General features: G+C 62.0%; 23 protein-coding genes. 11 read left to right on the top strand and 12 right to left on the bottom strand.

Translation table 11 applies throughout. From position 1 onward, the window contains the following. Positions 1 to 77 precede the first annotated feature (77 nt). A complete protein-coding gene (locus B597_RS44670; RefSeq protein WP_003294991.1) occupies positions 78 to 314 on the top strand; it encodes a hypothetical protein in 237 nt (78 codons plus the stop codon). Positions 315 to 354: 40 nt separating this feature from the next. Here B597_RS44670 and pdxH read toward each other — a convergent pair whose 3' ends face one another. From pdxH to dinG, 4 genes are all read right to left on the bottom strand, one after another. Continuing rightward, positions 355 to 1,002 carry a pyridoxamine 5'-phosphate oxidase gene (gene pdxH, locus B597_RS44665; protein WP_003294990.1) on the bottom strand — a complete coding sequence of 216 codons (648 nt, stop codon included), beginning with the start codon at positions 1,000 to 1,002 and terminating at the stop codon, positions 355 to 357. 190 nt (positions 1,003 to 1,192) lie between these two features. Further along, a complete protein-coding gene (locus B597_RS44660) occupies positions 1,193 to 1,819 on the bottom strand; it encodes an OmpA family protein (protein WP_024162522.1) in 627 nt (208 codons plus the stop codon). Between the two features lie 292 nt (positions 1,820 to 2,111). Further along, positions 2,112 to 3,260 carry a serine hydrolase domain-containing protein gene (locus B597_RS44655; RefSeq protein WP_003294989.1) on the bottom strand — a complete coding sequence of 383 codons (1,149 nt, stop codon included), beginning with the start codon at positions 3,258 to 3,260 and terminating at the stop codon, positions 2,112 to 2,114. Positions 3,261 to 3,371: 111 nt separating this feature from the next. Then, complete coding sequence (gene dinG, locus B597_RS44650; RefSeq protein WP_003294988.1) at positions 3,372 to 5,516, bottom strand: ATP-dependent DNA helicase DinG; 2,145 nt, start codon at positions 5,514 to 5,516, stop codon at positions 3,372 to 3,374. An 86-nt stretch (positions 5,517 to 5,602) separates the two neighbouring features. Between dinG and B597_RS44645 the strand changes: the two genes are divergently transcribed. Beyond that, complete coding sequence (locus B597_RS44645; RefSeq protein WP_003294986.1) at positions 5,603 to 6,067, top strand: CopD family protein; 465 nt, start codon at positions 5,603 to 5,605, stop codon at positions 6,065 to 6,067. Positions 6,068 to 6,126: 59 nt separating this feature from the next. On the opposite strand, the gene B597_RS47875 is transcribed toward B597_RS44645, so the two are convergent. Next, a complete protein-coding gene (locus tag B597_RS47875; protein WP_003294985.1) occupies positions 6,127 to 6,729 on the bottom strand; it encodes an OmpA family protein in 603 nt (200 codons plus the stop codon). Positions 6,730 to 6,897: 168 nt separating this feature from the next. On the opposite strand from B597_RS47875, the gene B597_RS44635 reads away from it, so the two are divergent. Then, positions 6,898 to 7,395 (top strand): DUF6231 family protein, encoded by a 498-nt coding sequence (locus tag B597_RS44635; RefSeq protein ID WP_003294984.1) that lies wholly within the window; start codon positions 6,898 to 6,900, stop codon positions 7,393 to 7,395. 1 nt (position 7,396) lies between these two features. Beyond that, a complete protein-coding gene (locus B597_RS44630) occupies positions 7,397 to 7,882 on the top strand; it encodes a YchJ family protein (RefSeq protein WP_003294983.1) in 486 nt (161 codons plus the stop codon). Between the two features lie 39 nt (positions 7,883 to 7,921). On the opposite strand, the gene fpr is transcribed toward B597_RS44630, so the two are convergent. After that, positions 7,922 to 8,698 (bottom strand): ferredoxin-NADP reductase, encoded by a 777-nt coding sequence (gene fpr, locus B597_RS44625; RefSeq protein WP_003294981.1) that lies wholly within the window; start codon positions 8,696 to 8,698, stop codon positions 7,922 to 7,924. Between the two features lie 113 nt (positions 8,699 to 8,811). Between fpr and B597_RS44620 the strand changes: the two genes are divergently transcribed. Beyond that, positions 8,812 to 9,738, top strand: coding sequence for a LysR family transcriptional regulator (locus tag B597_RS44620; RefSeq protein ID WP_003294980.1), 927 nt, complete (start codon positions 8,812 to 8,814; stop codon positions 9,736 to 9,738). A 25-nt stretch (positions 9,739 to 9,763) separates the two neighbouring features. Here B597_RS44620 and erdR read toward each other — a convergent pair whose 3' ends face one another. Further along, entirely contained in the window at positions 9,764 to 10,414 is a 651-nt protein-coding gene (erdR, locus tag B597_RS44615) for a response regulator transcription factor ErdR (RefSeq protein WP_024162520.1), read from the bottom strand. A 246-nt stretch (positions 10,415 to 10,660) separates the two neighbouring features. Between erdR and B597_RS44610 the strand changes: the two genes are divergently transcribed. After that, positions 10,661 to 11,572 (top strand): DMT family transporter, encoded by a 912-nt coding sequence (locus tag B597_RS44610; RefSeq protein ID WP_003294977.1) that lies wholly within the window; start codon positions 10,661 to 10,663, stop codon positions 11,570 to 11,572. Here B597_RS44610 and B597_RS44605 read toward each other — a convergent pair. Further along, positions 11,564 to 12,277 carry a tRNA-uridine aminocarboxypropyltransferase gene (locus B597_RS44605; RefSeq protein WP_003294976.1) on the bottom strand — a complete coding sequence of 238 codons (714 nt, stop codon included), beginning with the start codon at positions 12,275 to 12,277 and terminating at the stop codon, positions 11,564 to 11,566. The two genes, B597_RS44610 and B597_RS44605, sit on opposite strands and share 9 nt — an antisense overlap. A gap of 127 nt (positions 12,278 to 12,404) precedes the next feature. On the opposite strand from B597_RS44605, the gene B597_RS44600 reads away from it, so the two are divergent. Continuing rightward, positions 12,405 to 12,803, top strand: a complete 399-nt coding sequence (locus B597_RS44600) for a PA3611 family quorum-sensing-regulated virulence factor (protein ID WP_003294974.1) — start codon at positions 12,405 to 12,407, stop codon at positions 12,801 to 12,803. Between the two features lie 64 nt (positions 12,804 to 12,867). Here the strand turns inward: B597_RS44600 and B597_RS44595 are convergent, their stop codons facing one another. Next, on the bottom strand, positions 12,868 to 15,279 hold the full coding sequence (locus tag B597_RS44595; RefSeq protein WP_003294973.1) for a phosphoketolase family protein: 2,412 nt from the start codon (positions 15,277 to 15,279) through the stop codon (positions 12,868 to 12,870). 132 nt (positions 15,280 to 15,411) lie between these two features. Here B597_RS44595 and B597_RS44590 point away from each other — a divergent pair, with 132 nt between their 5' ends. Further along, on the top strand, positions 15,412 to 16,821 hold the full coding sequence (locus B597_RS44590; protein ID WP_003294971.1) for an MBL fold metallo-hydrolase RNA specificity domain-containing protein: 1,410 nt from the start codon (positions 15,412 to 15,414) through the stop codon (positions 16,819 to 16,821). 111 nt (positions 16,822 to 16,932) lie between these two features. Then, a complete protein-coding gene (locus B597_RS44585; RefSeq protein WP_003294970.1) occupies positions 16,933 to 18,024 on the top strand; it encodes an LOG family protein in 1,092 nt (363 codons plus the stop codon). A 174-nt stretch (positions 18,025 to 18,198) separates the two neighbouring features. On the opposite strand, the gene recX is transcribed toward B597_RS44585, so the two are convergent. The 3 genes from recX to B597_RS44570 form a co-directional block, all read right to left on the bottom strand. Then, complete coding sequence (gene recX, locus B597_RS44580; protein ID WP_003294968.1) at positions 18,199 to 18,666, bottom strand: recombination regulator RecX; 468 nt, start codon at positions 18,664 to 18,666, stop codon at positions 18,199 to 18,201. Between the two features lie 5 nt (positions 18,667 to 18,671). Continuing rightward, positions 18,672 to 19,715, bottom strand: a complete 1,044-nt coding sequence (gene recA / locus B597_RS44575) for a recombinase RecA (protein WP_003294967.1) — start codon at positions 19,713 to 19,715, stop codon at positions 18,672 to 18,674. An 83-nt stretch (positions 19,716 to 19,798) separates the two neighbouring features. Continuing rightward, positions 19,799 to 20,299 carry a CinA family protein gene (locus tag B597_RS44570; protein ID WP_003294966.1) on the bottom strand — a complete coding sequence of 167 codons (501 nt, stop codon included), beginning with the start codon at positions 20,297 to 20,299 and terminating at the stop codon, positions 19,799 to 19,801. A 111-nt stretch (positions 20,300 to 20,410) separates the two neighbouring features. Here B597_RS44570 and B597_RS44565 point away from each other — a divergent pair, with 111 nt between their 5' ends. Together B597_RS44565 and B597_RS44560 are read left to right on the top strand one after the other, a co-directional pair. Then, the gene (locus B597_RS44565; RefSeq protein WP_003294964.1) at positions 20,411 to 21,706 is read left to right on the top strand and encodes a methyl-accepting chemotaxis protein; all 1,296 of its coding nucleotides are present in this window, start codon (positions 20,411 to 20,413) and stop codon (positions 21,704 to 21,706) included. A gap of 751 nt (positions 21,707 to 22,457) precedes the next feature. Further along, positions 22,458 to 24,061 (top strand): DUF927 domain-containing protein (locus B597_RS44560; RefSeq protein ID WP_024162517.1); only part of this gene is annotated, 1,604 nt, incomplete at its 3' end.

Below are 24,061 nucleotides of genomic sequence, written 5' to 3'. Positions count from 1 at the left end.
ACTCAGCATTTACCACCTTCGAAGCATACATATGCGAGTCGAACCTGGCTTACGGGTTCCTTCCAGCGAGACCACCCATGGATTACTTCATCATAGCCATCACTACCGTGGCCGGCCTGGCGTTTCATGGCTGGTTGATCGTACGCTTTCGCCGCTGGGCAGACCGTGACCTCGCGCTATCAATTGCGGGAAGCAACCCCGACAAGCGCAATTGGATGCTTCAGCGACTCGCCGAGGCGAAAGCCCAGAACATCAGACGGCGGGATCTGCAAAGCTGGCTGGAGCAGCAGGCACAGCGCTATCCAGACGCCTGACCGATAATCCGGCCAGGCCAAGCGCACACAACAACGGGACTCAAGGTGCCAGGCGTTCGCGCTGCCAGCTGTTGGCGACAAGGCGGTAGTCGAGCCGATCATGCAACCGGCTCGCGCGCCCTTGCCAGAACTCGATTCGCTCGGGCAGCAGGCGATAGCCACCCCAGTGCGGCGGGCAGTGCGGTGCCGTATCGAGAAAGCGTTGCTCGGTCTCGGCCAGCAAGCGCTCCAACTGGGCACGATCACGGATCACCTGACTCTGTGGTGACGCCCAGGCGCCGAGCCGGCTACCCAGTGGGCGCACCTGGAAATACGCATCCGACTCGTCTGTCGTCACCTTCTCCACCCGACCTTCGATACGTACCTGGCGCTCGAGCGTGGGCCAGAAGAACGTCATGGCGGCATGAGGCGTCCGTTGCAGCTGCTGCCCCTTGGCGCTGTCGTAGTTGGTGAAGAAGGTGAAGCCACGCTCGTCCAGCGCCTTGAGCAGGAGGATTCGGCAATGCGGCCGACCTTCGGCATCCACGGTAGCCAGAGACATGGCGTTGGGCTCTACAGGCGCCTGCTCGGTTTTCACCGCCTCGTCGAACCATTGCCGGAACAGACCAAAGGGCTCGGCGGGAGCATTGGCCTCGCTGAGGCCGTCACGGGTGTAGTCGCGGCGCATATCCGCCAGGGTCTGAATCATTGCGTGGCTCCTTGTCATCGAATTGGCAGGCTGCAGCGTATCAGGCGGCTCGCAGCCGGACGACCAGCATGGCAGCCTGCGCTCGCCAGCTTATCCGCGCTCAAACTCAACGCGCTTGATTCAAGGCAACCCTGACAAACGAAAACAGGCCCGCATGCGGGCCTATTCTGTACGCCGACCGGAGAGACTGCTATTTCGCAACTCCGGCCTGCGCAACCTGGGTGGCAGGTTGCGCAGGCCTTTCGTACTGAGCGATGAGCGCCAGCATCGTGGTCTGCGGCGCCAGCACCATCTCCACGCGACGATTCAGCGCCCGGCCTTCCTTGCTGTCGTTGGCAGCGCGCGGCATGTCGGAACCCAGGCCGCGAATACGCAGGCGGTCATGCTTGAGTCCACTCAGGCGGAAGATCGCTGCCACCGCACCGGCACGCTCACGACTGATGCTGCGATTGATGTCGTCGGAACCGGTGCTGTCGGCATGACCCAGTACCACCACGGCCGTCTTGCCGTCCGTTTCGACCAGCTTCGCCACGCGCGTGATTGGCCCGAGGGTGACCGGTAACAGCATCCCGGGACGATCCGGATTGAACGAGGAGTCGACCGGCGCCGTCACCACCAGCACGCTATCGCGGCGCTCGACCTCGAATCGAGTCTCTGCAAGCGCTTCGCGCAATCGCGGCTCGTACTCATCGAGCCAGGCCGAATCGATCTTCGGCGCAACCGGGGGGGCAGTCTCGATCGGCTTTTCACTCTTCGAGCTGCAGCCGGCAGCCACGATCAGGCAGAGAATAAGGGAGGCGCTCTTCAACAGGTTCATGAGCTAGGTTCCGTCAACCAAAAGCGTTCAGATAGGATGCGAACAGACGATGCGAGGCCAGTAGTGGAGTGCGGTTGGTTGACTCAAGTTCGGATGCATGAGGCCGGATACAAGGTGCCGCAACGACTCATAGCGGGGCTATGGCGAGGAGCGGCAACGCCGTATCGGGACCTCAGGCGCCGAAATTGACCAACTGAATCAACCAGGGCAGGCCACTAGTGAAGTTCGAGTTGAAATTGTGGACGCAAGCCTTTCTTTTGAAAAGCCTGCGCGCCCGGAAGTGACGAGTGGTTCAAGCCAGGCATGCCGCTACGCTGCGGGCCAATGCCTGGGCGCGCGGATCCATCAGCACATAGGGTCCAAGTGTATTGGTCACGAACCCGAATGCCAGCTCGCGGTCCGGGTCGGCAAAGCCGATACAGCCACCCGCGCCCGGGTGGCCGAATGTCCGCGGGCCCATGCCGAAGGTGGCGTTTTCGAGGTCGGGCTGATCGAGCCAGCAGCCTAATCCGAAGCGAGTCCGCGTCAGCAGGGTCCGATCCTCGCCGGCGCTCTGTTCGCGAGTCATTTCGCTCAGCAGCGCCTCATCCAACAGCTTGCCTTGCAACAGCCCCGTATAGAAACCCGCCAACGAGCGAGCATTGCCATGACCATTGGCTGCCGGCTGCGCCATACGACGCCATTCGGGTTTGTTACCGCTGCTCATGATGGATGGCGGATTACTGAAAGCCCGGGCACTTACCGAATCCGGCGCGCTCATCAACGCCTTGAACAGACGTTGCGCGGCAGCGTCACCGAAGTCGTTCTTGGTGCGGGTGAGGTAAGCGACTCGATGGGCATCGGAATCATCCAGACCGACATGAAAATCCAGCCCGAGCGGCACCGCCGTGCGGTGAACGATCGACTCGCCAGGCCCGCAGTCATCGAGGCGGCGAAGCAGCTCGCCAACCAGCCAGCCGTAGGTCATCGCGGCATAGCCCTGGTCGGTGCCAGGCGTCCACCAGGGCTGCTCGGCCGCGAGCGCAGCGGTCATGCTCGTCCAGTCGTACAGAGCATCGGCAGGCAACGGCTGACGAATCGCGGGCAGTCCAGCGCGATGACTGAGTAGCTGGCGCAAGGTAATCGCCGCCTTGCCGTTAGCGGCGAATTCCGGCCATATGCGCGCCACTGGCTCGTCCAGCTCCAGCATCCCCTGCTCGACCATCTGCAGCGCCGCTACGGCCGTGAACGTCTTGGTACAGGAAAACAGATTGACCAGCGTGTCGCTGTGCCATGCCTGCTCGGCCTGATTGTCCGCTACACCCGCCCAGAGATCGACGACCGTCTCACCACCGACCTGCACGCAAAGCGCGGCGCCGCGCTGCTGGCCGCCGTCGAACAGCGCGCCGAACGCATCACGTACGGCCTCGAAGCGAAGATCGAAATACCCTTGAACCTGCACGCTGCCACCTCTCGAAGTCGATGCTCGCCATTCTTGCAATCGAAGCGACGCAAAAGAAACCGCCAGACGCCGCGGTGATGGATATTCATCGCAGCCAGTTATTGCAGCCTGTCAGCCGATCTCCCGGCGAAACGGTGGCAGCGCATTGAGGATTGCCTTGCCATAGCGCTGGGTCACCACCCGCCGGTCGAGCAGCGTGATGGTCCCTCGATCCGCTTCGGTACGCAGCAGCCGCCCACAGGCCTGGACCAGTCGCAGAGAAGCATCCGGCACCGCGATCTCCATGAAGGGATTTCCGCCACGCGCCTCGATCCATTCCGCCAGCGCCGCCTCGACCGGATCGTCCGGCACGGCGAATGGAATCTTGGCGATTACCACGTGCTCGCAGTATGCCCCGGGCAGATCGACGCCCTCGGCGAAACTGGCCAGCCCAAAGAGGACGCTGGGCTCGCCATCGTCAACCCGCGCCTTGTGCTTGTTCAGGGTCTCCTGCTTGGACAGGTTGCCCTGAATGAGTACCCGACGGCGCCAGTCACGCTCCAGGCCGTCGAAAACATCCTGCATCTGCCGGCGCGACGAAAACAGCACCAGCGTCCCGCGCGCGCCCTCCACCAACGCCGGCAACTCGCGGACGATGGCTGTCGTGTGTGCCGCCGCATCGCGCGGATCGGCCTTCAGGTCCGGAACCCTGAGCACGCCTGCATCGGCATGGTGAAAAGGGCTCGGCACCACGGCAGTGACCGCCGCCCTGGGCAGACCGGCACGCATCCGGTAGCGATCGAAGCTGTTCAGTGCCGTCAGCGTGGCAGAAGTCACCAGCGCGCCAAAGGCGACATTCCAGAGGTTGCGCCGCAGGGTTTCCGCAGCAAGGATCGGACTCGCGTTGACCTCGATATCGAACAGCGCCCCACCCTCGGCCAGGGTCAGCCAACGCGCCATTGGCGGGCTGTCTTCCGGGTCTTCGACCGTGAATGCGGTCCACAACTCCCAATTTCCCTGCGAGCGAGTCAGCAGGCTACCGAACAGCGGATACCACTCCTCGGCCTGATGGCTGGCGACCCCGGCCCCGGTCTCGCCGTCCATCGCCTCCTTGAGCAGCTCGGCGATGCGACTGAACAGATCGGTCAACTTGGCGAAACCTTTCTTCAGCTCGGTGCCCAGTTCGACCAGATGCTCCGGTACCACGCCGCCGACGAAACGATGACGCGGCCGTTCGCGGCCTTCCATGTCTTCGCCGGCCTTGAAGTCCGCCAGTTGCTCACAGGCGCTGAACATGAACTGCTGCTGCGTACGCAAATCACGAGCCAGCTCGGGAACGCCTTCGACCAACCTGCCCAGCTCGCCCGGCAGAGGATGCTGGGCGAGCAGCTTGGTCAGGTTCTTTTCCACCTGCCCGAGCCAGTCGGCAGTGGAACGCAGCCGGGTGAAATGGGCGAAATGACCAATGGCCTTGTCCGGCAGGTGATGGCCTTCGTCGAAAACGTAGATAGTGTCACGCGGATCGGGCAGCACTGCGCCGCCACCGAGGGCCAGGTCAGCCAGGACCATGTCGTGGTTGGTGACGATCACGTCGACCTTGGTCATGCCTTCGCGCGCCTTATAGAACGCGCACTGCTGAAAGTTGGGGCAATGCCGGCCAGTGCACTGGCTGTGATCGGTGGTGAGCTGCGACCAATCAGCGTCTCCCAGTTCCTCCGGCCAACTGTCGCGGTCGCCGTCCCAGCGATTGCCGGCCAGCTTTTCGATCATGCCGGTAAACAGCTTCTGGCTTCGCTCATCGACCTCGATACGAAAGCCCTCTTCCTCGAACAGTTGCGCGGTGGCGCTCTGCGCCTGGCCTTCCTGCAGCAACATGTCGAGCTTGGACAGGCACAGGTAGCGGCCGCGCCCCTTGGCCAGGGCGAAGCTGAAGTTCAGCCCGCTGTTGCGCATCAGGTCCGGCAGGTCCTTATGTACGATCTGCTCCTGCAGCGCCACCGTCGCGGTGGCGATCACCAGACGCTTGCCTGCCGCCTTGGCGGTAGGAATCGCGGCCAGGCTGTAGGCGACGGTCTTGCCTGTGCCGGTACCCGCCTCGACCGCGACCACAGCAGGCTCGCTCTCGCGGCGCCCTTCATCGTCGGTCTTGATAGTGCCGAGCACCTTGGCCACTTCGGCGATCATCAGGCGCTGGCCATAGCGGGCCTTGAGCCCCTTGGCTTCGAGAAAGCGGGTATAGGCGCCCTGGATCTGGGACTTGAGTTCGGTGCTGAGCATGGGCGCGGAGCTGTATATATTTTCAGTATTTCGATGGGGCGGCTATGATAGCGCGCGTTCGCTCAACCGCCACCGGAGATTTGCCCATGACGCCATTCGCCCTGCTCTATGCATTGCATGTACTCGCCGCAACGGTCTGGGTCGGCGGTATGTTCTTCGCCTGGATGATCCTGCGTCCTGCGGCCGTGGCGATACTTCAGCCACCGGAACGGCTGAAGTTGTGGAGCGATGTATTCCGTCGCTTTTTCGTCTGGGTCTGGGTGGCGGTGCTGGTATTACCGATGAGCGGCATCGGCATGTGGCAAATGCGTTTCGGTCAGTTGGAAAGCGCGCCGCGCTACGTTCACATCATGGCGGGTCTGTATCTGGTGATGCTGGCGCTGTTCCTGCGTATCCAGTTGCTGCAGTTGCCGGCTCTCAAACGCGCCGTCGCAGCCGGGCAGTGGCCGGACGGTGGTACGGTGCTCGGACAGATTCGCCGGCTGGTGGGCATCAATCTGGCATTGGGCCTGCTGGTCATTGCGCTGGCCAGCGCCCGCCCACTGTTCTGAACCTGCAGACAGGAAAGCCGGGCACAAGGCCCGGCTGGCAGTTCACAGCCTCGCCGGACTCAGGGCTGAGCTTCGACCTCGGCCTCTACACGGCGGTTTATCGCCCGCCCTTCCTCGGTATCGTTGTCGGCAACCGGGCGGGACTCGCCGTAGCCAACCGCGTTCACGCGGCTACCTTCGACGCCGTACTGATTGACCAGCACTTCACGGACCGCATTGGCGCGGCGCTCGGAAAGGCGCTGGTTATAGGCATCGGTACCCACCGAGTCGGTATGACCTTCGAGCACTGTCGAGGTCTGACCGTATTCCTTCATGAAATCAGCCAGGTTCTGGATGTCACCGTAGCTATTCTGCTTGACCACGTCGCGGTCAAAGTCGAATTTGACGTCCAGTTCGACGCGCACGGGTGCCGCCTCGGGCTCTGGTTCCGGCTCGGATTGGGGCATCGCCTCGACCGTTTCCACGACTGCGACGGTTTCCTCCTCCATGCCGTTGGCCCAGCAATAAGCCGCCGCCACGCCACCACCGACCAGCGCACCCCAACCGGCATAGGAGCTGCTCTCGATGGCCCCAAGCGCAGCACCGGTCACGCCACCTACGGCCGCACATGTCGGCCAGTCCTGCTTCTGCACGCCTGCGCAACCCGCCAGGAACGTGGTCATGACAATAACGGGTACTGCTGTCCGTAAAGTACTCATTGATCAAAACCTCCAATATGAACATTCAGCCCAAGCCGCCACTCGCGATTCCTCGGACGGCCCCGACTCCTATCAGACTAGGCCGACAAACGGCACCGCGCTAGTCTTTACCTTTGCAACGAGGATTTCCGATTGACTGACACCCCCGCTACCCACACACCGCAGCAAGCGCTTGCAGCCATGCTCGAGCTCTATGCCCCCCTGCAGCTGCTGCATGTCGGACACAGCGACCAGCCGGCCCTGACTGCCTACGCCGAATGCCATTCGAAGTGCCAACTCGATCGCGCCGAGGCAGGGCCGCTACCCGAAAAACTGGCGATGCAGCGCTATGATCTGGCCCTGTTCGTCGACTGCCTGGAGCACCTGACCAAGCGGGCCGGCCTGGAACTCATAGGCAGTGTTCGCAATCTGAACGCCAGCCGCATGGCCGTGCTCGTCGATCTCGACGCGTGCGACTGGCAGACGACCGACTTCTACGCACTGGCCCTGCAAGTCAGCGCCCGCTTCGAGCGCGACGGGCAGACCTTGACGCTCTTCACCTACGACCTGCTCCAATACAAGCAGGTTCCGGACTGGCTCAACGCCAGGTTCTGGGCGAATCCCGAAATGTTCGGCAAATACTGGTGGTGAAATGAGCGAGCAGCAACCATTCGACGCCAACTGCCCTTGCGGCAGCGGCAACCCCCTCGGGCAATGTTGCGGCCGATATCACGCCGGCACCCCGGCGCCAAGCGCCGAACTGTTGATGCGCTCGCGCTACAGCGCCTATGTGCTGGGTTTGATCGAATACCTTCAAGCCACGACACTCGCGGCGCAAAGGGCCGCGCTGGATCTGGAGTCGATGCGCCGCTGGAGTCTCGACAGCACCTGGCTAGGCTTGGAAGTGCAAGAAAGCACGGTACTGGGCGGTCAACCCGAGCATGCTCTGGTGACGTTCACTGCCCGCTGGCACGATCAGGCTGGCGAACACGCGCATCAGGAGCGTTCGGCCTTCGTGCAATGCGGCGGGCGCTGGTACTTCATCGACCCGACAGTTGCACTGAAAGCGGGGCGCAATGACCCATGCCCATGTGGCAGCGGAGCGAAATTCAAGAAGTGTTGCGCGGCCTATGTATGACGCCTGGTGGCTCGCACTCGGCGAGCCACCGGGCCGGGCTCATTTTTCGACGAAGGCCCGCTCTATCAGGTAGTGTCCCGGTTCACCCATCCGTGCAGATACCTTCAGCCCGAAACCGTCCAGCACCTGGCTGGTTTCATCCAGCATGCTGGGGCTTCCACAGATCATCGCCCTGTCATCTTCGGGATTGATCGGCGGCAGGCCGATATCGCTGAACAACTTGCCGCTTCGCATCAGGTCGGTCAGACGTCCCTGATTCTCGAAAGGCTCGCGAGTCACGGTGGGGTAGTAGATCAGTTTCTCTCTCACCGCCTCGCCGAAGAATTCGTTCTGCGGCAGATGCTCGGTGATGAATTCACGATAAGCCACCTCGTTGACGTAACGCACGCCGTGAACCAGCACGACCTTATCGAAACGCTCGTAGGTTTCCGGGTCCTGGATGACACTCATGAACGGCGCCAGGCCGGTGCCGGTACTGAGCAGGTAGAGATGCTTGCCCGGCAGCAGATCGCCAAGCACCAGCGTTCCCGTAGGCTTGCGGCTGATCATGATCTGATCGCCTTCCTTCAAGTGCTGGAGGCGGGATGTCAAAGGACCGTTCTGCACCTTGATGCTGAAGAACTCGAGATACTCTTCGTAATTCGGGCTGGCAATGCTGTACGCCCGCATCAGCGGCCGTCCCTCGACCTCGAGGCCGATCATCACGAACTGGCCGTTCTCAAAGCGCAGCCCGGCATTGCGCGTGGTCTTGAAGCTGAACAGCGTGTCGTTCCAATGATGCACACTGAGAACACGCTCGACGTTCAGGTTGCTCATGCTACGAATTCCTCATGGTGTCGCGACGGACATAGTTGCGTGGCGCCAGTGTAGCGGCGGCTGATATATTCGTTAACTGGATAATAAAGATATGGCTTATCGGTAATATAGATATGCATTTCACGCTTCGCCAAATCGAGGTATTCGCTGCCATTGCACGCCAGGAAAGCGTATCGCGCGCAGCGGAAAGCCTGTCGCTTTCCCAGTCGGCCACCAGCACCTCACTGGCAGAGTTCGAACGCCAGTCGGGCTGTCAGCTGTTCGACCGAGCCGGCAAGCGCCTGTGCCTGAACGCACTCGGACAGCAACTGCTGCCACAAGCCGTCGCCCTGCTCGATCAGGCCCGCGCCATCGAGGATCTGCTCAACGGCAAGAGCGGATTCGGCTCGCTGGCGGTTGGCGCGACGCTGACCATAGGCAACTACCTCGCCACGCTGCTGATCGGCAGTTTCATGCAGCGGCACCCGGAATGCCGGGTAAAACTGCACGTTCAGAACACCGCGCACATCGTGCATCAGATTGCGCAGCATGAACTTGATCTGGGTTTGATCGAAGGCGATTGCCAGCATCCGGACCTGGAGGTCCAGCCGTGGATCGAAGACGAGCTGGTGGTGTTCTGCGCGCCCCAGCATCCGCTGGCAACGCGCGACGTCGTAGATCTGGAGGAGCTGTCCGCCGAGGCGTGGATTCTGCGTGAACAGGGCTCAGGCACCCGCATGACGTTCGAACAGGCCGTGCGCCACCGACCCGGCAAGCTGAATGTGCGGCTGGAGCTCGAGCACACCGAGGCGATCAAGCGCGCCGTTGAATCGGGACTGGGGATCGGCTGCATTTCAAGGCTTGCGCTGCGCGATGCGTTTCGTCGCGGCAGCCTGGTGCCGATCGCCACGCCGGAGCTGGACCTGCGCCGGCAGTTCTATTTCATCTGGCATTCACACAAGTACCAGACGGCCGCCATGCTCGAATTCATCGCGCAGTGCCGGGCGCTGACTTCGGGCGTTCGTCGCAGCGACGAAATTCAGCTGCCCCCGATCGCCTGACTGGCAAGCCTGATGCCTGCCACCGTCAACTGGTCGGTATGGAGCCCATCTGCTGCAGCAGCAATGCCGCCTGGGTACGCGTGCGCACGCCGAGCTTGCGGAAGATGGCAGTGACATGCGCCTTGATGGTCGCCTCGGACACACTCAGCTCATAGGCGATCTGCTTGTTCAGCAGGCCATCGCAGACCATGGTCAGTACGCGAAACTGCTGTGGCGTCAGGCTGGCCAACCCGGCGCTGGCAGCCTTGGCTTCGTCGCTGACGTTGGCTACGTCCTGAATGTTGCTCGGCCACCATACATCGCCGTCCAGCACGGCCCGTACCGCTTCCTGAATGGTTTCCAGCGAGCTGGACTTGGGAATGAAGCCGCTTGCCCCGAACTCGCGTGAGCGCGCCACGACCGCTGCATCTTCCTGTGCCGAAATCATGACGACCGGCAGATGCGGGTATTGCCCCCGCAGCAGAACCAATCCGGAAAAGCCGTAAGCACCCGGCATGTTCAGATCCAGCAGTACCAGATCCCAGTCGGCCCCCTGATTCAGAAAGCCTTCCAGCTCGGCGATACTGGCCGCCTCCACCAGACGCACGTTTTCCCCCAGCCCCATGGTGAGAGCCTGCTGAAGCGCACTGCGAAACAGCGGGTGATCATCGGCGATGATTATTTCGTAAGCAGCCATTGGCAGACCTGTAGTTTTTATTGGCGCTTTTCATCGGCTTGAACAGCCGATGCCGACAAGATGACGGCAAAAAACCCGAGAAATCGCCCCGGGGACGGTCCGATGTGAATGTTCTGGATGAGCAGATCCGAATATCGGCCGGCCATCACGACAAATCAAGCGGCGCAAGCATGCCCACCCATGAATAAGTGGTCAAGCGCGACGCTTTGTAGCAAAGTCTGCGGTTTTTGCCGAACGAGCCGAAACATGCGTAGCCAAGCCCTCCGCGCCGACATCCTGATGCTGATCACCGCCATGATCTGGGGCACTGCCTTCGTTGCGCAGCGCATCGGCATGGACAACATCGGACCATTCCTATTCACCGGCCTGCGCTTCGCCCTCGGTGCCCTGGCCCTGCTGCCGCTGGTGTTGTATCGAGGAAGGACCGCCGCCCGCCATGAGCCCTTCCTTCAGCGAGGCCTGCTGCTGGGCGGCCTGAGCATGGGCCTGGCGCTGACGTTGGGGATCAACCTGCAGCAGGTGGGCCTGCTGTTTACCAGCGTGACCAACTCCGGCTTCATCACCGGGCTTTACGTGATCATCGTGCCGCTGCTGGGCCTGATCATCGGTCACAGGACCGGCCTCGGAACCTGGCTCGGCGCTTTGCTCGCGGTGGCCGGCATGGCGCTGCTGAGCATTGGCGAAGACTTCACCGTGGCCTCCGGCGACTGGATCCAGCTGGTCGGCGCCTTCGTCTGGGGCGTACACGTGCTGCTGGTGAGTTTCTTCGTCAGCCGACATGACGCCATTCGCCTGGCCTTCCTGCAGTTCGCCACCTGCGCCGTCGTGAGCCTGCTGCTGGCAATCGTCTTCGAAGAAATCGACCCGGCCAGCATCTGGCTCGCGGGCCCCGCCCTCATTTACGGCGGGTTGTTCGCGGTAACCGTCGGTTACACCCTGCAGGTGGTGGCACAGAAGCATGCGATTGCCAGCCATGCGGCGATCATCCTGTCGCTGGAAGCGGTGTTCGCAGCCATCGCCGGCGCACTGTTCCTCGATGAAAGCCTGACGCTGCGCGGCTACCTGGGCTGCGTGCTGATGTTCGTCGGCATGCTGGCGGCGCAGCTATGGCCACGCAAACCCGAACCGCTCACACAGGCGCCGTCATCTTCACGATGACGGTTGCGCCAGGGCGAGATGTGCGGCGTTCTGCCGATCCGGCGCACGGTGGTACTTGGCTCCCAAGTAGTGCTCGGTGAAGACGTCGAGCCAGGCATCCAGGGTATTGGCCGCCTGCGCATCGCCAGCCAGTTCCAGGCATAGCGCGGCCACTTCGGCTGTGCACAGGTGGTCGCTGCGGGTCGAGCGGCGCAGCCGATAGCGAGAAAGCGCCTCGGGCTGCAGGCTCAGCACCGGCAGGCCATCCAGATAGGGGCTCTTGCGAAACATCTTGCGTGCCTCGGTCCAGGTTGCGTCGAGCAGTATGAACAGCGGTCGCCTGCCGGATACCCGCTCGACCCGCTCGACCAGGCGCGCCGGCTGCGCGTATTCGCCGGGGAATACCACCAGAGGCTGCCACTGTGGATCGGCCAACAGCGCGAGCAGGCGCGGGTCGACGTCGGTGCGCTGCCAGGTAAACGCGAAGGTATCGGGCACGACATCGGCAATCAGCCATCCCGTATTGCTCGGCTTCAGCGGCTCGATGTCATGCATCAACAGACAGACGCCGCACTCGCTTTCGATTCGCGGTAGCCAGGCGCACAGGCAGTGGCTGTGGGGCACGCGGCAGCGGGTGCAACGCGGCGCTCGCGAGCCACGAGCGACGAACGGTTTGAGGCTTTTCGCCAGGCGCTCATCGCGCAGACGGGCTACAGCATGCGGCATGGATCGACTCGGGCATGACAACGAAGCCGGGCAGTCTACCAGCGCGCACAGGCGGACTGCGAAGGCCCGGCAAATGAACCGCGCGCCGGCCTGCCGGTCGAACTAGCGCAGTCATAAGGAGACCGCCATGCATCGCCTGACCACCCTGCTCGCCCTGAGCCTTGCCCTGCCCGTTGCTCATGCCGCCTCGCTGCAAGAACAGCAGCTCAGCCAGTTGCTCGACCAGGTCGCCCGTGAAAGCAGCGTCGGCACGCCGCGCGCCATCAATGCAGACATCCTTGACCAAGGGTATACCGTGGAAAACAACGTGCTGGTCAACCATCTCAGCGTCCAGCCACGACACGCCGCGCAGATGCGCGACAATCCCGCCGACGTACGTAGCCAGCTGGCCGTCAGCGTCTGCGGGAATGAAGGGTTGCGCAAATTGATGAGCCAGGGCGCAGTGTTGCGCTACGACTTCAGCGAATATCAGAGCAACAGGCCAATCACCAGCGAACGCTATACCGCCACGGACTGCGGCCAGTAACCGTCCTGAGCGGCGGGCGCGGTTGCACACCGCACTCCCGCCAGCTGCGCCTCCGGCGCTTCGCTCACTGCCCGCGCAGTATTTCCGGATCACCCTTGCCAGCCACGGCTGCGGCCTCTTCACGGGTGAGCAACGCCGTACGCGGCACGTTGCGCAAGCGCGCGCAGGCCGCCAGAACGTTGGCCCAGCTGGCGCGATTGGCGAACTGCATACCGGACTCGTCCAGCGTACCGCCACGGTTGCGGTAACCCAGCGCCGAGCATTTACGTGCATCCGGCAGGATCGGCCAGAGGTGTCCGCGCGCCACTTCCGGACGCATGTGTGTCAGCAGCACGCGCATTTCCATGGCGTCCGGGAATAGCCGTTCCGCCACGCCATCGCTGGCCCGCGCCTCGACCTCCCAGTGGTCCCGCGGCCCCCGAAAACGTCCCGGTTCCTGCAGGTAGACCAGCCGATAGGCACACTCGGCCTCCTTGAGCCGCTGGGCGGCACGAAGCATCTCGCCCAGCTGATAGCTGCCGTTGGCGATCAGCAGCAACGGCTCGCTACCCGCCTGCTGCTCGACCACGATGGCGCCGTCACGCGCCAACTGCTCGGCCTGGGCCCGATCGAAATAGCATGGTCGCTCCCGCTTGGGCACGACCATGCAGGCGAGCTCACCCCGCGCCTGGTAGATCGATGGCAGCAGGGCCAGGGCGCTGTTGTGGTCCGCCGGGAACAGCACCCGGACCATGTCGCTCATTTCGCCAAGCAGTGCCTCGCAGAACGTGGTGTCCTGATGGGACTGCTGGTTCTTGCCGTTCTCCCAGGTGTGCGATGTTGCGATCAGCGGCCAGCCGAGCCAGCCGGCCGGCCTGCCGATCTCCTTCTGCTGGCGGGAAAAGACGATGCTCTGACGCACCACGCCAAGCATCTTCACGCAGAATGCCTCGTAGCTGGCAACCAGGTTCAGCCCGCCCTGGTTGGCCAGGCAGGCGGACACCACAGCCTCCTCGTTGAGCGCCGTGATGATGGCGCCATCCACTGCCTCGAGTTCACTTTCCGGCTCGATCACGCGATGTTTGAGCGCCTTGAGCACGCCGCCGAGGCGGTTGCTCGCCAGTTCGTCCGGGTTGCCCACCCTGGGCCGCAGCGCTGGGTTGGCCTCGGTCAGTTCGACGAAGAAACGATCGACTGCGCTCATCGGCGAGCAGGCATCGTCGCGGTAGTGCAGCTTCGGAATGGTTGGTGCGGGCGGGCGGCGCGTGGCCAATGGGTTGTCGCGCTCGAGCAGCCGACCCTGGCGGCTGCGTACAAACAGCTCAAGGGAGTCATCCAGCTCCTGCTGCGGTACGAACAGGCGCGCCGCGTACTCATTGAACAGGTCACGTGAGTCCTCATCAAGACGCGGATTGCCTGGCAGCGGCAGGTTGTGCGCCGCATTGCTGCCGGCCGCATAGAAGCCGAAGCCCTTGACCGTCTCGGCAATGCCGTAGGGCATCGGCAGCGGATAACCGAGGATGCCGCGCGCCTTTTCCTCCACGCGCCGCTGCAAACGCAGCTCCATTTCCCACAAGGTCGCGACGAACGCAGCCGGATCACGGCCATCGAAGGGCATCGGATCGAACCCGCACTGGCTCAGGTGCTGGCGGAAATCCTCGAGCCCCTGCGCGGTGCCCAGCGCCGTACGCTGCTCGATACGTCGTCCATTGGCGATCATTACCGGCAGCGCCACACCGCAATCCTCGGCGCGCCACCAGCGCGGAATCCAGTCACTGCCCCGCTGCTCCTCCGCCGCGCCGTCGGAGAGAAAGGCCACCAGCGTCTCGCCCGGCAGCGGCATATGCGCGTACTGCAGCTCGGCGAAACCGAGATAGCCGCCTTCGGCGATGCCACCGGCGGTATGCGGATTGACATGACTGCCCAGCGGCGCCAGCGGACTGCCGTCGGCCGCCTGACGGTAGCCATAGAAGTCCTGCAGCAAGCGGTTCATGCCCTTTTCGCCGTCACCATAGGCCTGGGCCTGCTCCGGGTGCAGATTACCGGTCAGCAGGTTGAGTGCGTCGACAGCGGCCACGCAGTGGCCCTGCCCCATCAGCCAGGCACGGGTGCGACCGGTCAACGCGTTGAGCGCCAGGTAGCCGGCGTAGGCCGGCACCATGTTCAGAGCACCGCCGGTATGCCCCTCGGGGTGGCGCTTGAAGTCGTCGGCACTCAGCGCTGTGCCGTCCAGCCGGACCTGCTGCGCATAGGTCATGTGGACCACCAGCCAGAGGCCCGCACTGGCGACACGATCGACTGCCCGCAGCAACCGGTAAACGCACGCCAGATCCGGCTGATGCCCCGCCTGTACCAGCTGGTGAGCCAGACGGAACACCGCCGCCTGGGTCTCCAGCGCGTGCTCGAACGGGCCATAACCACCACGCCAGGCGGCGAATTCCGGTTCGGCTTGCGCGTGTTGATCCAGCTCGACAAGGCTGGGCAGTAGCTGACTCATGAGATCACTCCGTCGGTAAGCGGGATGTGCGGTAGTCTAGGCAGGGCTCGTTTCGCTATCTCTGATATGTATCAAGTCGCCGGATCAGCCAAGCAGGCAATGTCGGCATCACCGTACAGACAGGAAGACAGCATGGCTTTGCTCAGTTTTCTCGGTGCCATTCAGCAGGTAACCGGCTCCTGCTATCTCATAGAGACCCATGACGGCGCGCGGGTTCTGCTTGAATGCGGCATGCACCAGGGCCGCCGAGAGGAAGAAAGCGGAAATCGCGGCGCGTTCGCCTTCGATCCGAAGACGCTGGATGCCGTCGTTCTTTCCCATGCGCATATCGATCATAGCGGGCTGCTGCCGCGACTCGTGGCACAGGGCTACCGCGGCCCGGTGCATTGCACCGACGCGACGGCCGAACTGGTCGAACTCATGCTGCTGGACTCGGCGCAGATCCAGGAAAAGGATGCCGAATGGGAGAACAAGTGGCGCGCCCGCATCGGCAAGCCGATGGTCCAGCCGCTCTACACTCGCGCGGACGCCGAGCGCATGCTGGCCCAGCGCACGCCCCACGCTTATGGCGAGTCATTCGAAGCCGCCCGCGGTGTCAGCGTGACCTTCCACGATGCCGGGCACATCCTGGGCTCGTCCATCGTGCAGATGGATGTACGCGACCACGGCAGAACCCGGCGCCTGGTCTTCTCCGGCGATCTGGGCAATGCCTGCTCACCACTGATGCATCCGCCGGCCATACTCAAGGAAGCCGACGTGGTACTCATGGAGTCCACCTACGGCGACCGCGACCACCGCAGCCACGAAGACACCATCGAGGAGCTGGCCGGAATCCTGCAGCAGGCACACCTCGATGGCGGCAATGTATTGATGCCATCGTTCGCGGTCGGGCGCACCCAGGACCTGATCTATTACCTGGGGCGCTTCTATCGTGAGGGCCGGCTGCCCCAGCAGGCCGTATTCCTCGACAGCCCGATGGCGATCAGGGCCAACGCCATCTATGCGCATTACAAGGATCAGCTGGACCTCAACGGCATCGATTCGTCCATGAGCGGAGCCAGCGGCAAGCTGTACGCCGAACGCTGGCTGCCAATCCTCAAATCCACGCCAACGCCGGAAGAATCCATGGCCATCAACCGTTTCAAGAGCGGCGTGATCGTCATTGCCGGCAGCGGCATGTGCACCGGCGGGCGCATCCTGCATCACTTCAAGCACAACCTCTGGCGCAAGGAGTGCCACCTGGTGATCCCCGGCTTCCAGGCCCGCGGCACACTTGGCCGCGCCATCGTAGACGGCGCGGCCAGCGTCAAACTGTTGCACCAGCGCATTGCAGTGAACGCCCAGGTGCACACCCTTGGCGGCTTCTCCGCCCACGCCGGGCAATCCCAGCTGATCGACTGGGTAAGCAACTTCGAAAGCCGCCCGGAGCTATACCTCGTCCATGGCGAACTGGAGAAGATGCAGACCCTGCAACAGGCCATCCGTGACCGGCTCGACTGGGAAGCCCGCATACCGGAACCCGGCGACCGAATCGCCATCTGAAGGCCAGCACGCCGGCGTTTACTGGGCGCCGGCCATCAGTGCGCGCGCCCGGCTTGAGCCTGCTGACCGCAGCCTATAGCCTGAACGCGATGCCCATCATGGAGAAGTTGCATGCCCTTCGATCCGGACGACTACCTGTCGCGACACTTCAAGACCAGCGGTGCGGAGCTCGAGCGCATGATCGACGACCTGACCGCCATGGTCGTACCCGAAAACAGCCCGAACCTCCCGCTGTATCGGGAAATGCTGGTGACCGTCACGCGCATGGCACAGGCCGACCGCAGCCGCTGGGACGCCAAGATTCTGCTGCAGACCATGCGCGAGATGGAGCATGCCTTCAGCCGTCTCGACCAGTTCAAGCGACGGCGCAAGGTCACGGTGTTCGGCTCGGCCCGTACGCCGGTCGAGCACCCGCTGTACGCACTGGCCAGGCAGTTGGGCGAGACGCTGGCGCACTACAACTTCATGGTCATCACCGGCGCTGGCGGAGGGATCATGGCCGCCGCGCACGAAGGCGCCGGGCGCGATAACAGCCTGGGATTGAACATCACCCTGCCATTCGAGCAACACCCCAATCCGACCGTGGGCGGCACCGACAACCTGCTGTCGTTCCATTTCTTCTTCGTCCGCAAACTGTTCTTTATCAAGGAAGCGGATGCCCTGGTGCTCTGCCCCGGAGGGTTCGGCACCCTGGATGAAGCACTGGAAGTGCTGACCCTGATCCAGACAGGCAAGAGCCCGCTGGTACCGGTCGTGTTGCTCGACGAGCCGGGCGGTAGCTACTGGAAGGATGCGCTGCAGTTCCTGCGCGGCCAGCTGGCGGAGAATCGCTACATCCTGCCCAGCGACATGCGTTTGATGCGGCTGGTGGACGACGCCGAAGAGGCCGCCAGGGAAATTGCCAATTTCTATCGCAACTTCCACTCCAGCCGCTGGCTGAAGGATCGTTTCGTCCTGCGCATGAACCATTCGCTGAGCGAGCAGGCCATGGAATTCCTTAACGAAGAGTTCGCCGACCTGTGTCTCAAGGGAGAATTCCAGCAGCAGAACTGCTGCGAGTCGGAGCTGGATGAACCTGAACTCCAGCGCCTGCCACGACTGAGCTTCGTCTTCAACGGGCGTGATCATGGTCGGCTGCGAGAACTCACCGACTACATCAATGAGCCCGCCAATTGGGCGACACCGCTGGCAACCGAGGACTGACGGACAAGGCTGGGGCTGCCATGGCCCGATTGCCGTCCATAGACGGTCGGGTGGCGCCGTGCTGAAAACAGGGTCAGATGGAGCGGGGCTGGATCGGGCCAACGCCCCGCGAGCGAGGCATCAGCCAACGCATTCGCAAGAGACGAATTCCGGGACCGCCTGCAAGCAAGGTGCTCAGTCGTCCGAACCAATGCCACGCAACAAGCGGCTGATCAGCTCCAGCGGATAGCCGCGATAGCTGAGAAAGCGCCCCTGCTTGGCTCGCTCCCGTGCATCGAGAGGCAGCCGGCCGGAGAATTTGCGCTGCCACAGATCGCGAAGCTGTTCAGCCCAGTCGTAGCCACTGTCACGCAGCGCCTGTTCGATGTCGGCCCGCGGCAACCCGCGCTGAGCCAGCTCTTCACGAATACGTAACGGCCCGTACCCGGCATTGGCCCGGCTTCGGACAAAACTCTCGAGATAACGGGACTCGGACAACAGGCCCTGTTCGCAAAGGCGATCCAGGGCCGGCTCGATCAGCTCAGGCGATGCGCCGCGCTGGCGCAACTTGCGCGCCAGCTCGACGCGGCCATGTTCGCGTCGAGCCAGCAGGTCCATCGCTGCCCGCCGCACCGCGACAGGATTATCGAGCACGGCGGCCATCGGTGTCAGAGGTCGGCGTCAGCCAGATCTTCGCTGACCGCGTTCGCCTTGCTGCCACCTGAAACAACGAGCAGCTTGTCGCGAATCTGCTGTTCGATTTCGCGCCCGATTTCCGGATTGTCTTCCAGAAACTTGGCGGCATTGGCCTTGCCCTGACCGATCTTGTTGCCCTTGTAGGCGTACCAGGCACCGGACTTCTCGACCAGGCCCTGCTGCACGCCGAGGTCGATTACTTCGCCGCTTCGGTAGATGCCCTTGCCGTAGAGGATCTGGAACTCGGCCTGGCGGAACGGCGGCGCCACCTTGTTCTTGACTACCTTGACGCGGGTCTCGCTGCCCACCACCTCGTCGCCTTCCTTCACCGCGCCGGTGCGGCGGATGTCCAGGCGCACCGAAGCGTAGAACTTGAGTGCGTTGCCGCCGGTGGTGGTTTCCGGGCTGCCGAACATCACACCGATTTTCATGCGGATCTGGTTGATGAAGATGACCAGGCAATTGGCGTTCTTGATGTTGCCGGTGATCTTGCGCAGCGCCTGCGACATCAGGCGCGCCTGCAGACCGACATGGGTATCGCCCATCTCGCCTTCGATCTCGGCCTTGGGTACCAGCGCCGCAACGGAGTCCACGATGATCACGTCCACTGCATTGGAACGCACCAGCATGTCGGTGATTTCCAGGGCCTGCTCACCGGTATCCGGCTGCGAAACCAGCAGATCGTCGACATTCACGCCCAGCTTGCCGGCGTAGTCCGGATCCAGCGCATGCTCGGCATCGACGAAGGCACAGGTGGCGCCCATCTTCTGCGCCTCGGCGATCACCGATAGCGTCAGGGTCGTCTTGCCGGACGATTCCGGACCGTAGATCTCGACGATACGGCCCTTGGGCAGGCCACCAATGCCGAGCGCGATATCCAGGCCCAGCGAGCCGGTGGAAATCGCCGGGATTGCCTGGCGATCATGATCGCCCATGCGCATCACTGCGCCCTTACCGAACTGCTTTTCGATCTGGCCCAGGGCTGCAGCCAAGGCGCGCTTCTTGTTCTCGTCCATCGAATCCTCACTTGATCAAGAGGGCCGGAGGCCACAACAACTGTATAAGTAGACAGTATTAGAACATAGCCGATTTTGCTCGCCTAGCCCCGAACCGGTTTTTCTCCGAGCGCCAGCGCGAGCAAGCCGTGCAGCGCAGCCGCTACTGCCTGCTGACGCACGGCCTGCCGATCGCCGGTGAACAGATAGCGTTCGGTATGGAGCTCGGCACCATCGCCCCAGGCGATCCAGACGGTTCCTACCGGCTTTTCCGTAGAGCCGCCACCAGGCCCGGCGATGCCACTGACGGCCACCGCATAACGTGCACCGCTGCGCTGCTGGGCGCCTCGAACCATCGCCTGCACCACTTCGGCACTGACTGCACCGACCCGCCCGAACAACTCTGCAGGCACACCCAGCTGGAGCGTCTTCTGGGCATTGGAGTAAGTGACGTATCCGGCCTCGAACCAGGCCGAACTGCCTGCGACGCGGGTGATCGCCTCGGCGATCCCGCCGCCGGTACAGGACTCTGCCGTGGTGACCTGGGCAGCGTGCGCCTTCAGCGCCACGCCCAGTCGCTCGGCCAATTGGCTGATGCTGTCCATGTATGCTCCTCGCTCATCGAGCAACCAACCCTACACAGCTTGACCCGCTAGTGGAAACCGCAGAGTTCGTCTATTGTTGCCTCGGACGACGAAGCGAGAGGGGTCGGTGCAATGTGGTGGTCACGGAGCAAGGAACACCAGGACGCGCCGGACGCTGAGTTGCAGGCCCTTCGCCAATCCATGGCAATTATCGAATTCACCCCTGATGGCATCATCCTCGACGCCAACCCAGCCTTTCTCGATGTGGTGCAATATCGCCTGGAGGAGGTCGTCGGCAAGCATCATCGTCTGTTCTGCTCCCCCAGCCTGAGCGAGAGCCACGCCTACCAGGAATTCTGGCAACGCCTGCGCCAGGGCGAGTATTTCAGTGACCGCTTCCCCAGACTGTCACGAGACGGCAGGGAAGTCTGGCTGGAAGCCACCTATATGCCGATCCGCGATGCTCAGGGCGCGGTGGTCAAGGTGATGAAAATCGCTACCAACATCACCCGCCAGGTGGCGACCGAACACATGCACCAGAGCTATATCAAAGCCATCGCCCGCTCCATGGCAGTGATCGAGTTCAACCTCGACGGCGAGGTGGTGAGCACCAACCAGAACTTCCTCGATCTGATGGGCTATCGTCGCGAAGAGGTGGTCGGTCAGCATCACCGGATTTTCTGCCTGGCAGAGGACACTAACAACGACGATTACCGTCAGTTCTGGGCACGCCTTAAAAAGGGCGAGTTCATGTCCGGCCGCTTTCGCCGTATCACCAAGCAAGGTCGCCAGGTCTGGCTACGTGCCACCTATAATCCGCTGTACGACGCCAACGGTCGCGTCTATGGCGTGGTGAAGTTCGCCAGCGACATCACCGCGCAGGTCGAACGCCGCGACCTGGAAGCCGCCGCCGCCCAGCTTGCCCACAACATTGCCAAGGAAACCGATGTTTCCGCCGATCACGGCACCCGTGCTGTGGCCCAGACCGTTGCGGTGGTCACCGATATCGCCAGCGAACTGACCAATGTGGCCGAACAGATAGAAGGCCTGAGCAAACAATCAGAGCAGATCAACAGCATCGTCAAGGTGATCCGCGGTATCGCCGACCAGACCAATCTGCTCGCACTCAACGCCGCTATCGAGGCGGCACGTGCTGGCGAGCAGGGCCGTGGATTCGCCGTGGTGGCCGATGAGGTACGCCAACTGGCTTCGCGCACCAGCCAGGCCACTCAGGAAATCAACGGTATCGTTCAGCAAAACCAGAACCTTACGCGCAACGCAGTGGCCAGCATGACTACGACGCGTGAACGCGCACGCACCGGCGTAGATTTGGCCAATCAGACCGGCGAGGTGATTCTCGAGATACGCAGCGAATCGCAGCGCGTAGTCCAGGCCGTGGCCCAGTTCTCGGTGTCCTTCATCGACTGAACGGGTAATTGCCTCAGACTCGCAGCCCACGTGACGGATGAAGTATGGGAAAATTCCCTGCTTCGTCACACCCACCGCACGTAAGGCCTGGCATGACCGACCTCTCCGCCCACACCCCGATGATGAGCGATTATTGCGGGAGTCTGGGCTTAAGGCCCGTGGTTACAGGGCTATGGCGCATATAGAGCACTTAACGAGTAACAAGTCGTCGGCATTGAATGGCATGAAATGGCGCTGCGGTTGCCCCATTTTTGCCCCAAACCGCCATCACTAACGTCGCGCATGAATGTCGTGCTGCCTGCATCTACGCATTCGGCACCTCTGCTCACCCTTTATAGGCAGCTAGCTCTCTCCACTCAAAAAATTGCGCTTTACCCGAACCGTAACCAGTTGTTTTTATTGAATAAATTTTAAACCTACCAAGATATTGTCAGATTACGCCCGAAAAAGCGTTTGCCGCTTGGCAAAGTAAGTCCACCTAATCACGAGGAGGACACGAAATGCCATTCGATATCTTCATTGCCAGCGACGCGCACTGCACTCTCCGGTGTTTGCGTCATTGGCACATCCCGATACCACGCCACCAGTGCGCAGAAAGAGCGAGCAATTTTTCACGCTCGATGGCTCATCCATACCTCTCGCTCTAGCCGGCTCGTAGCCATTTCAAGCGGCCACCCCTAAAACTTTTTTCTTTCCGAACCAATTTTTTGGTTTGCGGGCTCTCTTACGCCCGAATAATGAGGAGTGCTTTATGCCCTTTGCAGAAAAACAGGCCGGCGGGCTATCCAGCACGACCGAAAAGGTCTCCGTCCAACCTCTAGTGGCTAAAAATAACACCATCCCGAGCAACGGCTTCAGCGTGCAGCAGGAGGAGATCTGGCACGACGGCCAGAAGCTTCGGCCAGGCGTCTGGCTGCATAGCACTTGGTGCTCCAGAGAGGGCGAGCAAACCTCCCACGAATGGATTTGCAGCCCCCTCATGGTCGAGGCCATCACTCGCAATCAGCATGGCAGCGATTACGGTCGCCTGATCAGCTTCGTTAATATGGATAAACAGCAGCGTCAGTGGGCCATGCCGAACCTGCTTCTCGCTGGAAAAAGTGACACGATTCTCGGCACTCTGCTGAACATGGGACTGGATGTCTCCTACGAGCACCGCAATAAGATCACGGCGTTTATCGCAGAGCAGCGCCCTACAGCACGCATGATTGCGGCAACGGAGACAGGCTGGCATGGCGATAAACTGTTCATCATGCCGCGCCAGAAGATTGGTGAAGGCCAAGCCGTTTACCAGAGCGAGGAAGTCACTACTGACGACTATCGCCTCGGAGGAACGCTTCAGGGCTGGCAAAGTTGCATTGGCAGCATGTGCGCTGGCAATCCTCTGCTGCTGTTGAGCATCTGTACAGCCCTAGCCGGGCCCCTTCTTTTTCATGTTCAGATTAAAGGTGGAGGTTTTCACCTAGTCGGAGATTCGAGTACTGGAAAAACCATCGCAACCATGGCCGGCGCCTCCGTTTGGGGCCACGGAGAAAAATTCCTGCGAACATGGCTTGCTACGGGGAACGGGCTCGAAGGTATCGCCAACGAGCGAAATGACACCGTTCTGGCTCTCGATGAAATAGGCGAGGCAGACGCGCGGGAGATCGGCGCAGTGGTCTATGCGCTAGCGAACGGTACTGGAAAAACGCGAGCCACCCGCAGCGGCTCGGCCAGGAGAACAAAGCGCTGGCGGATCATGCTGTTTTCTACTGGTGAACTGGGTCTCGGCGCATTCATGGCAGAAGGAAGTCAGCGCATCCGTGCAGGACAGGAGGTCCGGCTATTAGATATTTCTGCCTACCGCGCTCATGGCGCGTGGGACAACCTGCATGGAATGAGCGACGGCAGACTCTTCTCTGATGCTATTAGGAGGGGCAGCATGACGCACTACGGTCACGTTGGCCCGGAATTTGTCCGGAGACTGATTGAAAGTGAACAATCTAGCCACTTGCCTGATCTGCTGGAAAAATTTCGCGAGCAGTTCCCATCCAGGGGCGGGCAGGAAAGCCGAGCGGCCGAACGCTTTGCATTGGTAGCAATGGCGGGCGAGCTGGCTATCAATTTTGGCATCCTGCCGCTTCCAGCAGGTGCAGCCAGTGAGTCGATGCTACAACTGTTTTCCTCCTGGCGTTCTGTCAGAGGGGAGGGCCCTAGCGAAAACCAAAAGGTCCTCCATAGCATCGAGGACTTTATCGCCCGCTACGCAGGCTCGCGTTTTCAAAGTGCTGCAGTGGGTAGCCCCGCTGTTCGAGACCGGGCAGGCCTTTGGGAAGAAACCGCAGATGGCGACCGCTTGTACCTGTTCACTCGATC

The sequence above is a fragment of the Stutzerimonas stutzeri KOS6 genome, from assembly GCF_000307775.2.
GTDB classification, from domain to species: domain Bacteria; phylum Pseudomonadota; class Gammaproteobacteria; order Pseudomonadales; family Pseudomonadaceae; genus Stutzerimonas; species Stutzerimonas stutzeri_B.
This window is presented reverse-complemented; position numbering and strand designations above follow the sequence as displayed.

Coding starts and splice junctions, on each gene's coding strand:
- B597_RS44670 (WP_003294991.1), top strand. CDS start 78: ATGGATTACTTCATCATAGCCATCACTACCGTGGCCGGCCTGGCGTTT.
- pdxH (WP_003294990.1), bottom strand. CDS start 1,002: ATGATTCAGACCCTGGCGGATATGCGCCGCGACTACACCCGTGACGGC.
- B597_RS44660 (WP_024162522.1), bottom strand. CDS start 1,819: ATGAACCTGTTGAAGAGCGCCTCCCTTATTCTCTGCCTGATCGTGGCT.
- dinG (WP_003294988.1), bottom strand. CDS start 5,516: ATGCTCAGCACCGAACTCAAGTCCCAGATCCAGGGCGCCTATACCCGC.
- B597_RS44645 (WP_003294986.1), top strand. CDS start 5,603: ATGACGCCATTCGCCCTGCTCTATGCATTGCATGTACTCGCCGCAACG.
- B597_RS47875 (WP_003294985.1), bottom strand. CDS start 6,729: ATGACCACGTTCCTGGCGGGTTGCGCAGGCGTGCAGAAGCAGGACTGG.
- B597_RS44630 (WP_003294983.1), top strand. CDS start 7,397: ATGAGCGAGCAGCAACCATTCGACGCCAACTGCCCTTGCGGCAGCGGC.
- fpr (WP_003294981.1), bottom strand. CDS start 8,698: ATGAGCAACCTGAACGTCGAGCGTGTTCTCAGTGTGCATCATTGGAAC.
- B597_RS44620 (WP_003294980.1), top strand. CDS start 8,812: ATGCATTTCACGCTTCGCCAAATCGAGGTATTCGCTGCCATTGCACGC.
- erdR (WP_024162520.1), bottom strand. CDS start 10,414: ATGGCTGCTTACGAAATAATCATCGCCGATGATCACCCGCTGTTTCGC.
- B597_RS44610 (WP_003294977.1), top strand. CDS start 10,661: ATGCGTAGCCAAGCCCTCCGCGCCGACATCCTGATGCTGATCACCGCC.
- B597_RS44605 (WP_003294976.1), bottom strand. CDS start 12,277: ATGCCGCATGCTGTAGCCCGTCTGCGCGATGAGCGCCTGGCGAAAAGC.
- B597_RS44600 (WP_003294974.1), top strand. CDS start 12,405: ATGCATCGCCTGACCACCCTGCTCGCCCTGAGCCTTGCCCTGCCCGTT.
- B597_RS44595 (WP_003294973.1), bottom strand. CDS start 15,279: ATGAGTCAGCTACTGCCCAGCCTTGTCGAGCTGGATCAACACGCGCAA.
- B597_RS44590 (WP_003294971.1), top strand. CDS start 15,412: ATGGCTTTGCTCAGTTTTCTCGGTGCCATTCAGCAGGTAACCGGCTCC.
- B597_RS44585 (WP_003294970.1), top strand. CDS start 16,933: ATGCCCTTCGATCCGGACGACTACCTGTCGCGACACTTCAAGACCAGC.
- recX (WP_003294968.1), bottom strand. CDS start 18,666: ATGGCCGCCGTGCTCGATAATCCTGTCGCGGTGCGGCGGGCAGCGATG.
- recA (WP_003294967.1), bottom strand. CDS start 19,715: ATGGACGAGAACAAGAAGCGCGCCTTGGCTGCAGCCCTGGGCCAGATC.
- B597_RS44570 (WP_003294966.1), bottom strand. CDS start 20,299: ATGGACAGCATCAGCCAATTGGCCGAGCGACTGGGCGTGGCGCTGAAG.
- B597_RS44565 (WP_003294964.1), top strand. CDS start 20,411: ATGTGGTGGTCACGGAGCAAGGAACACCAGGACGCGCCGGACGCTGAG.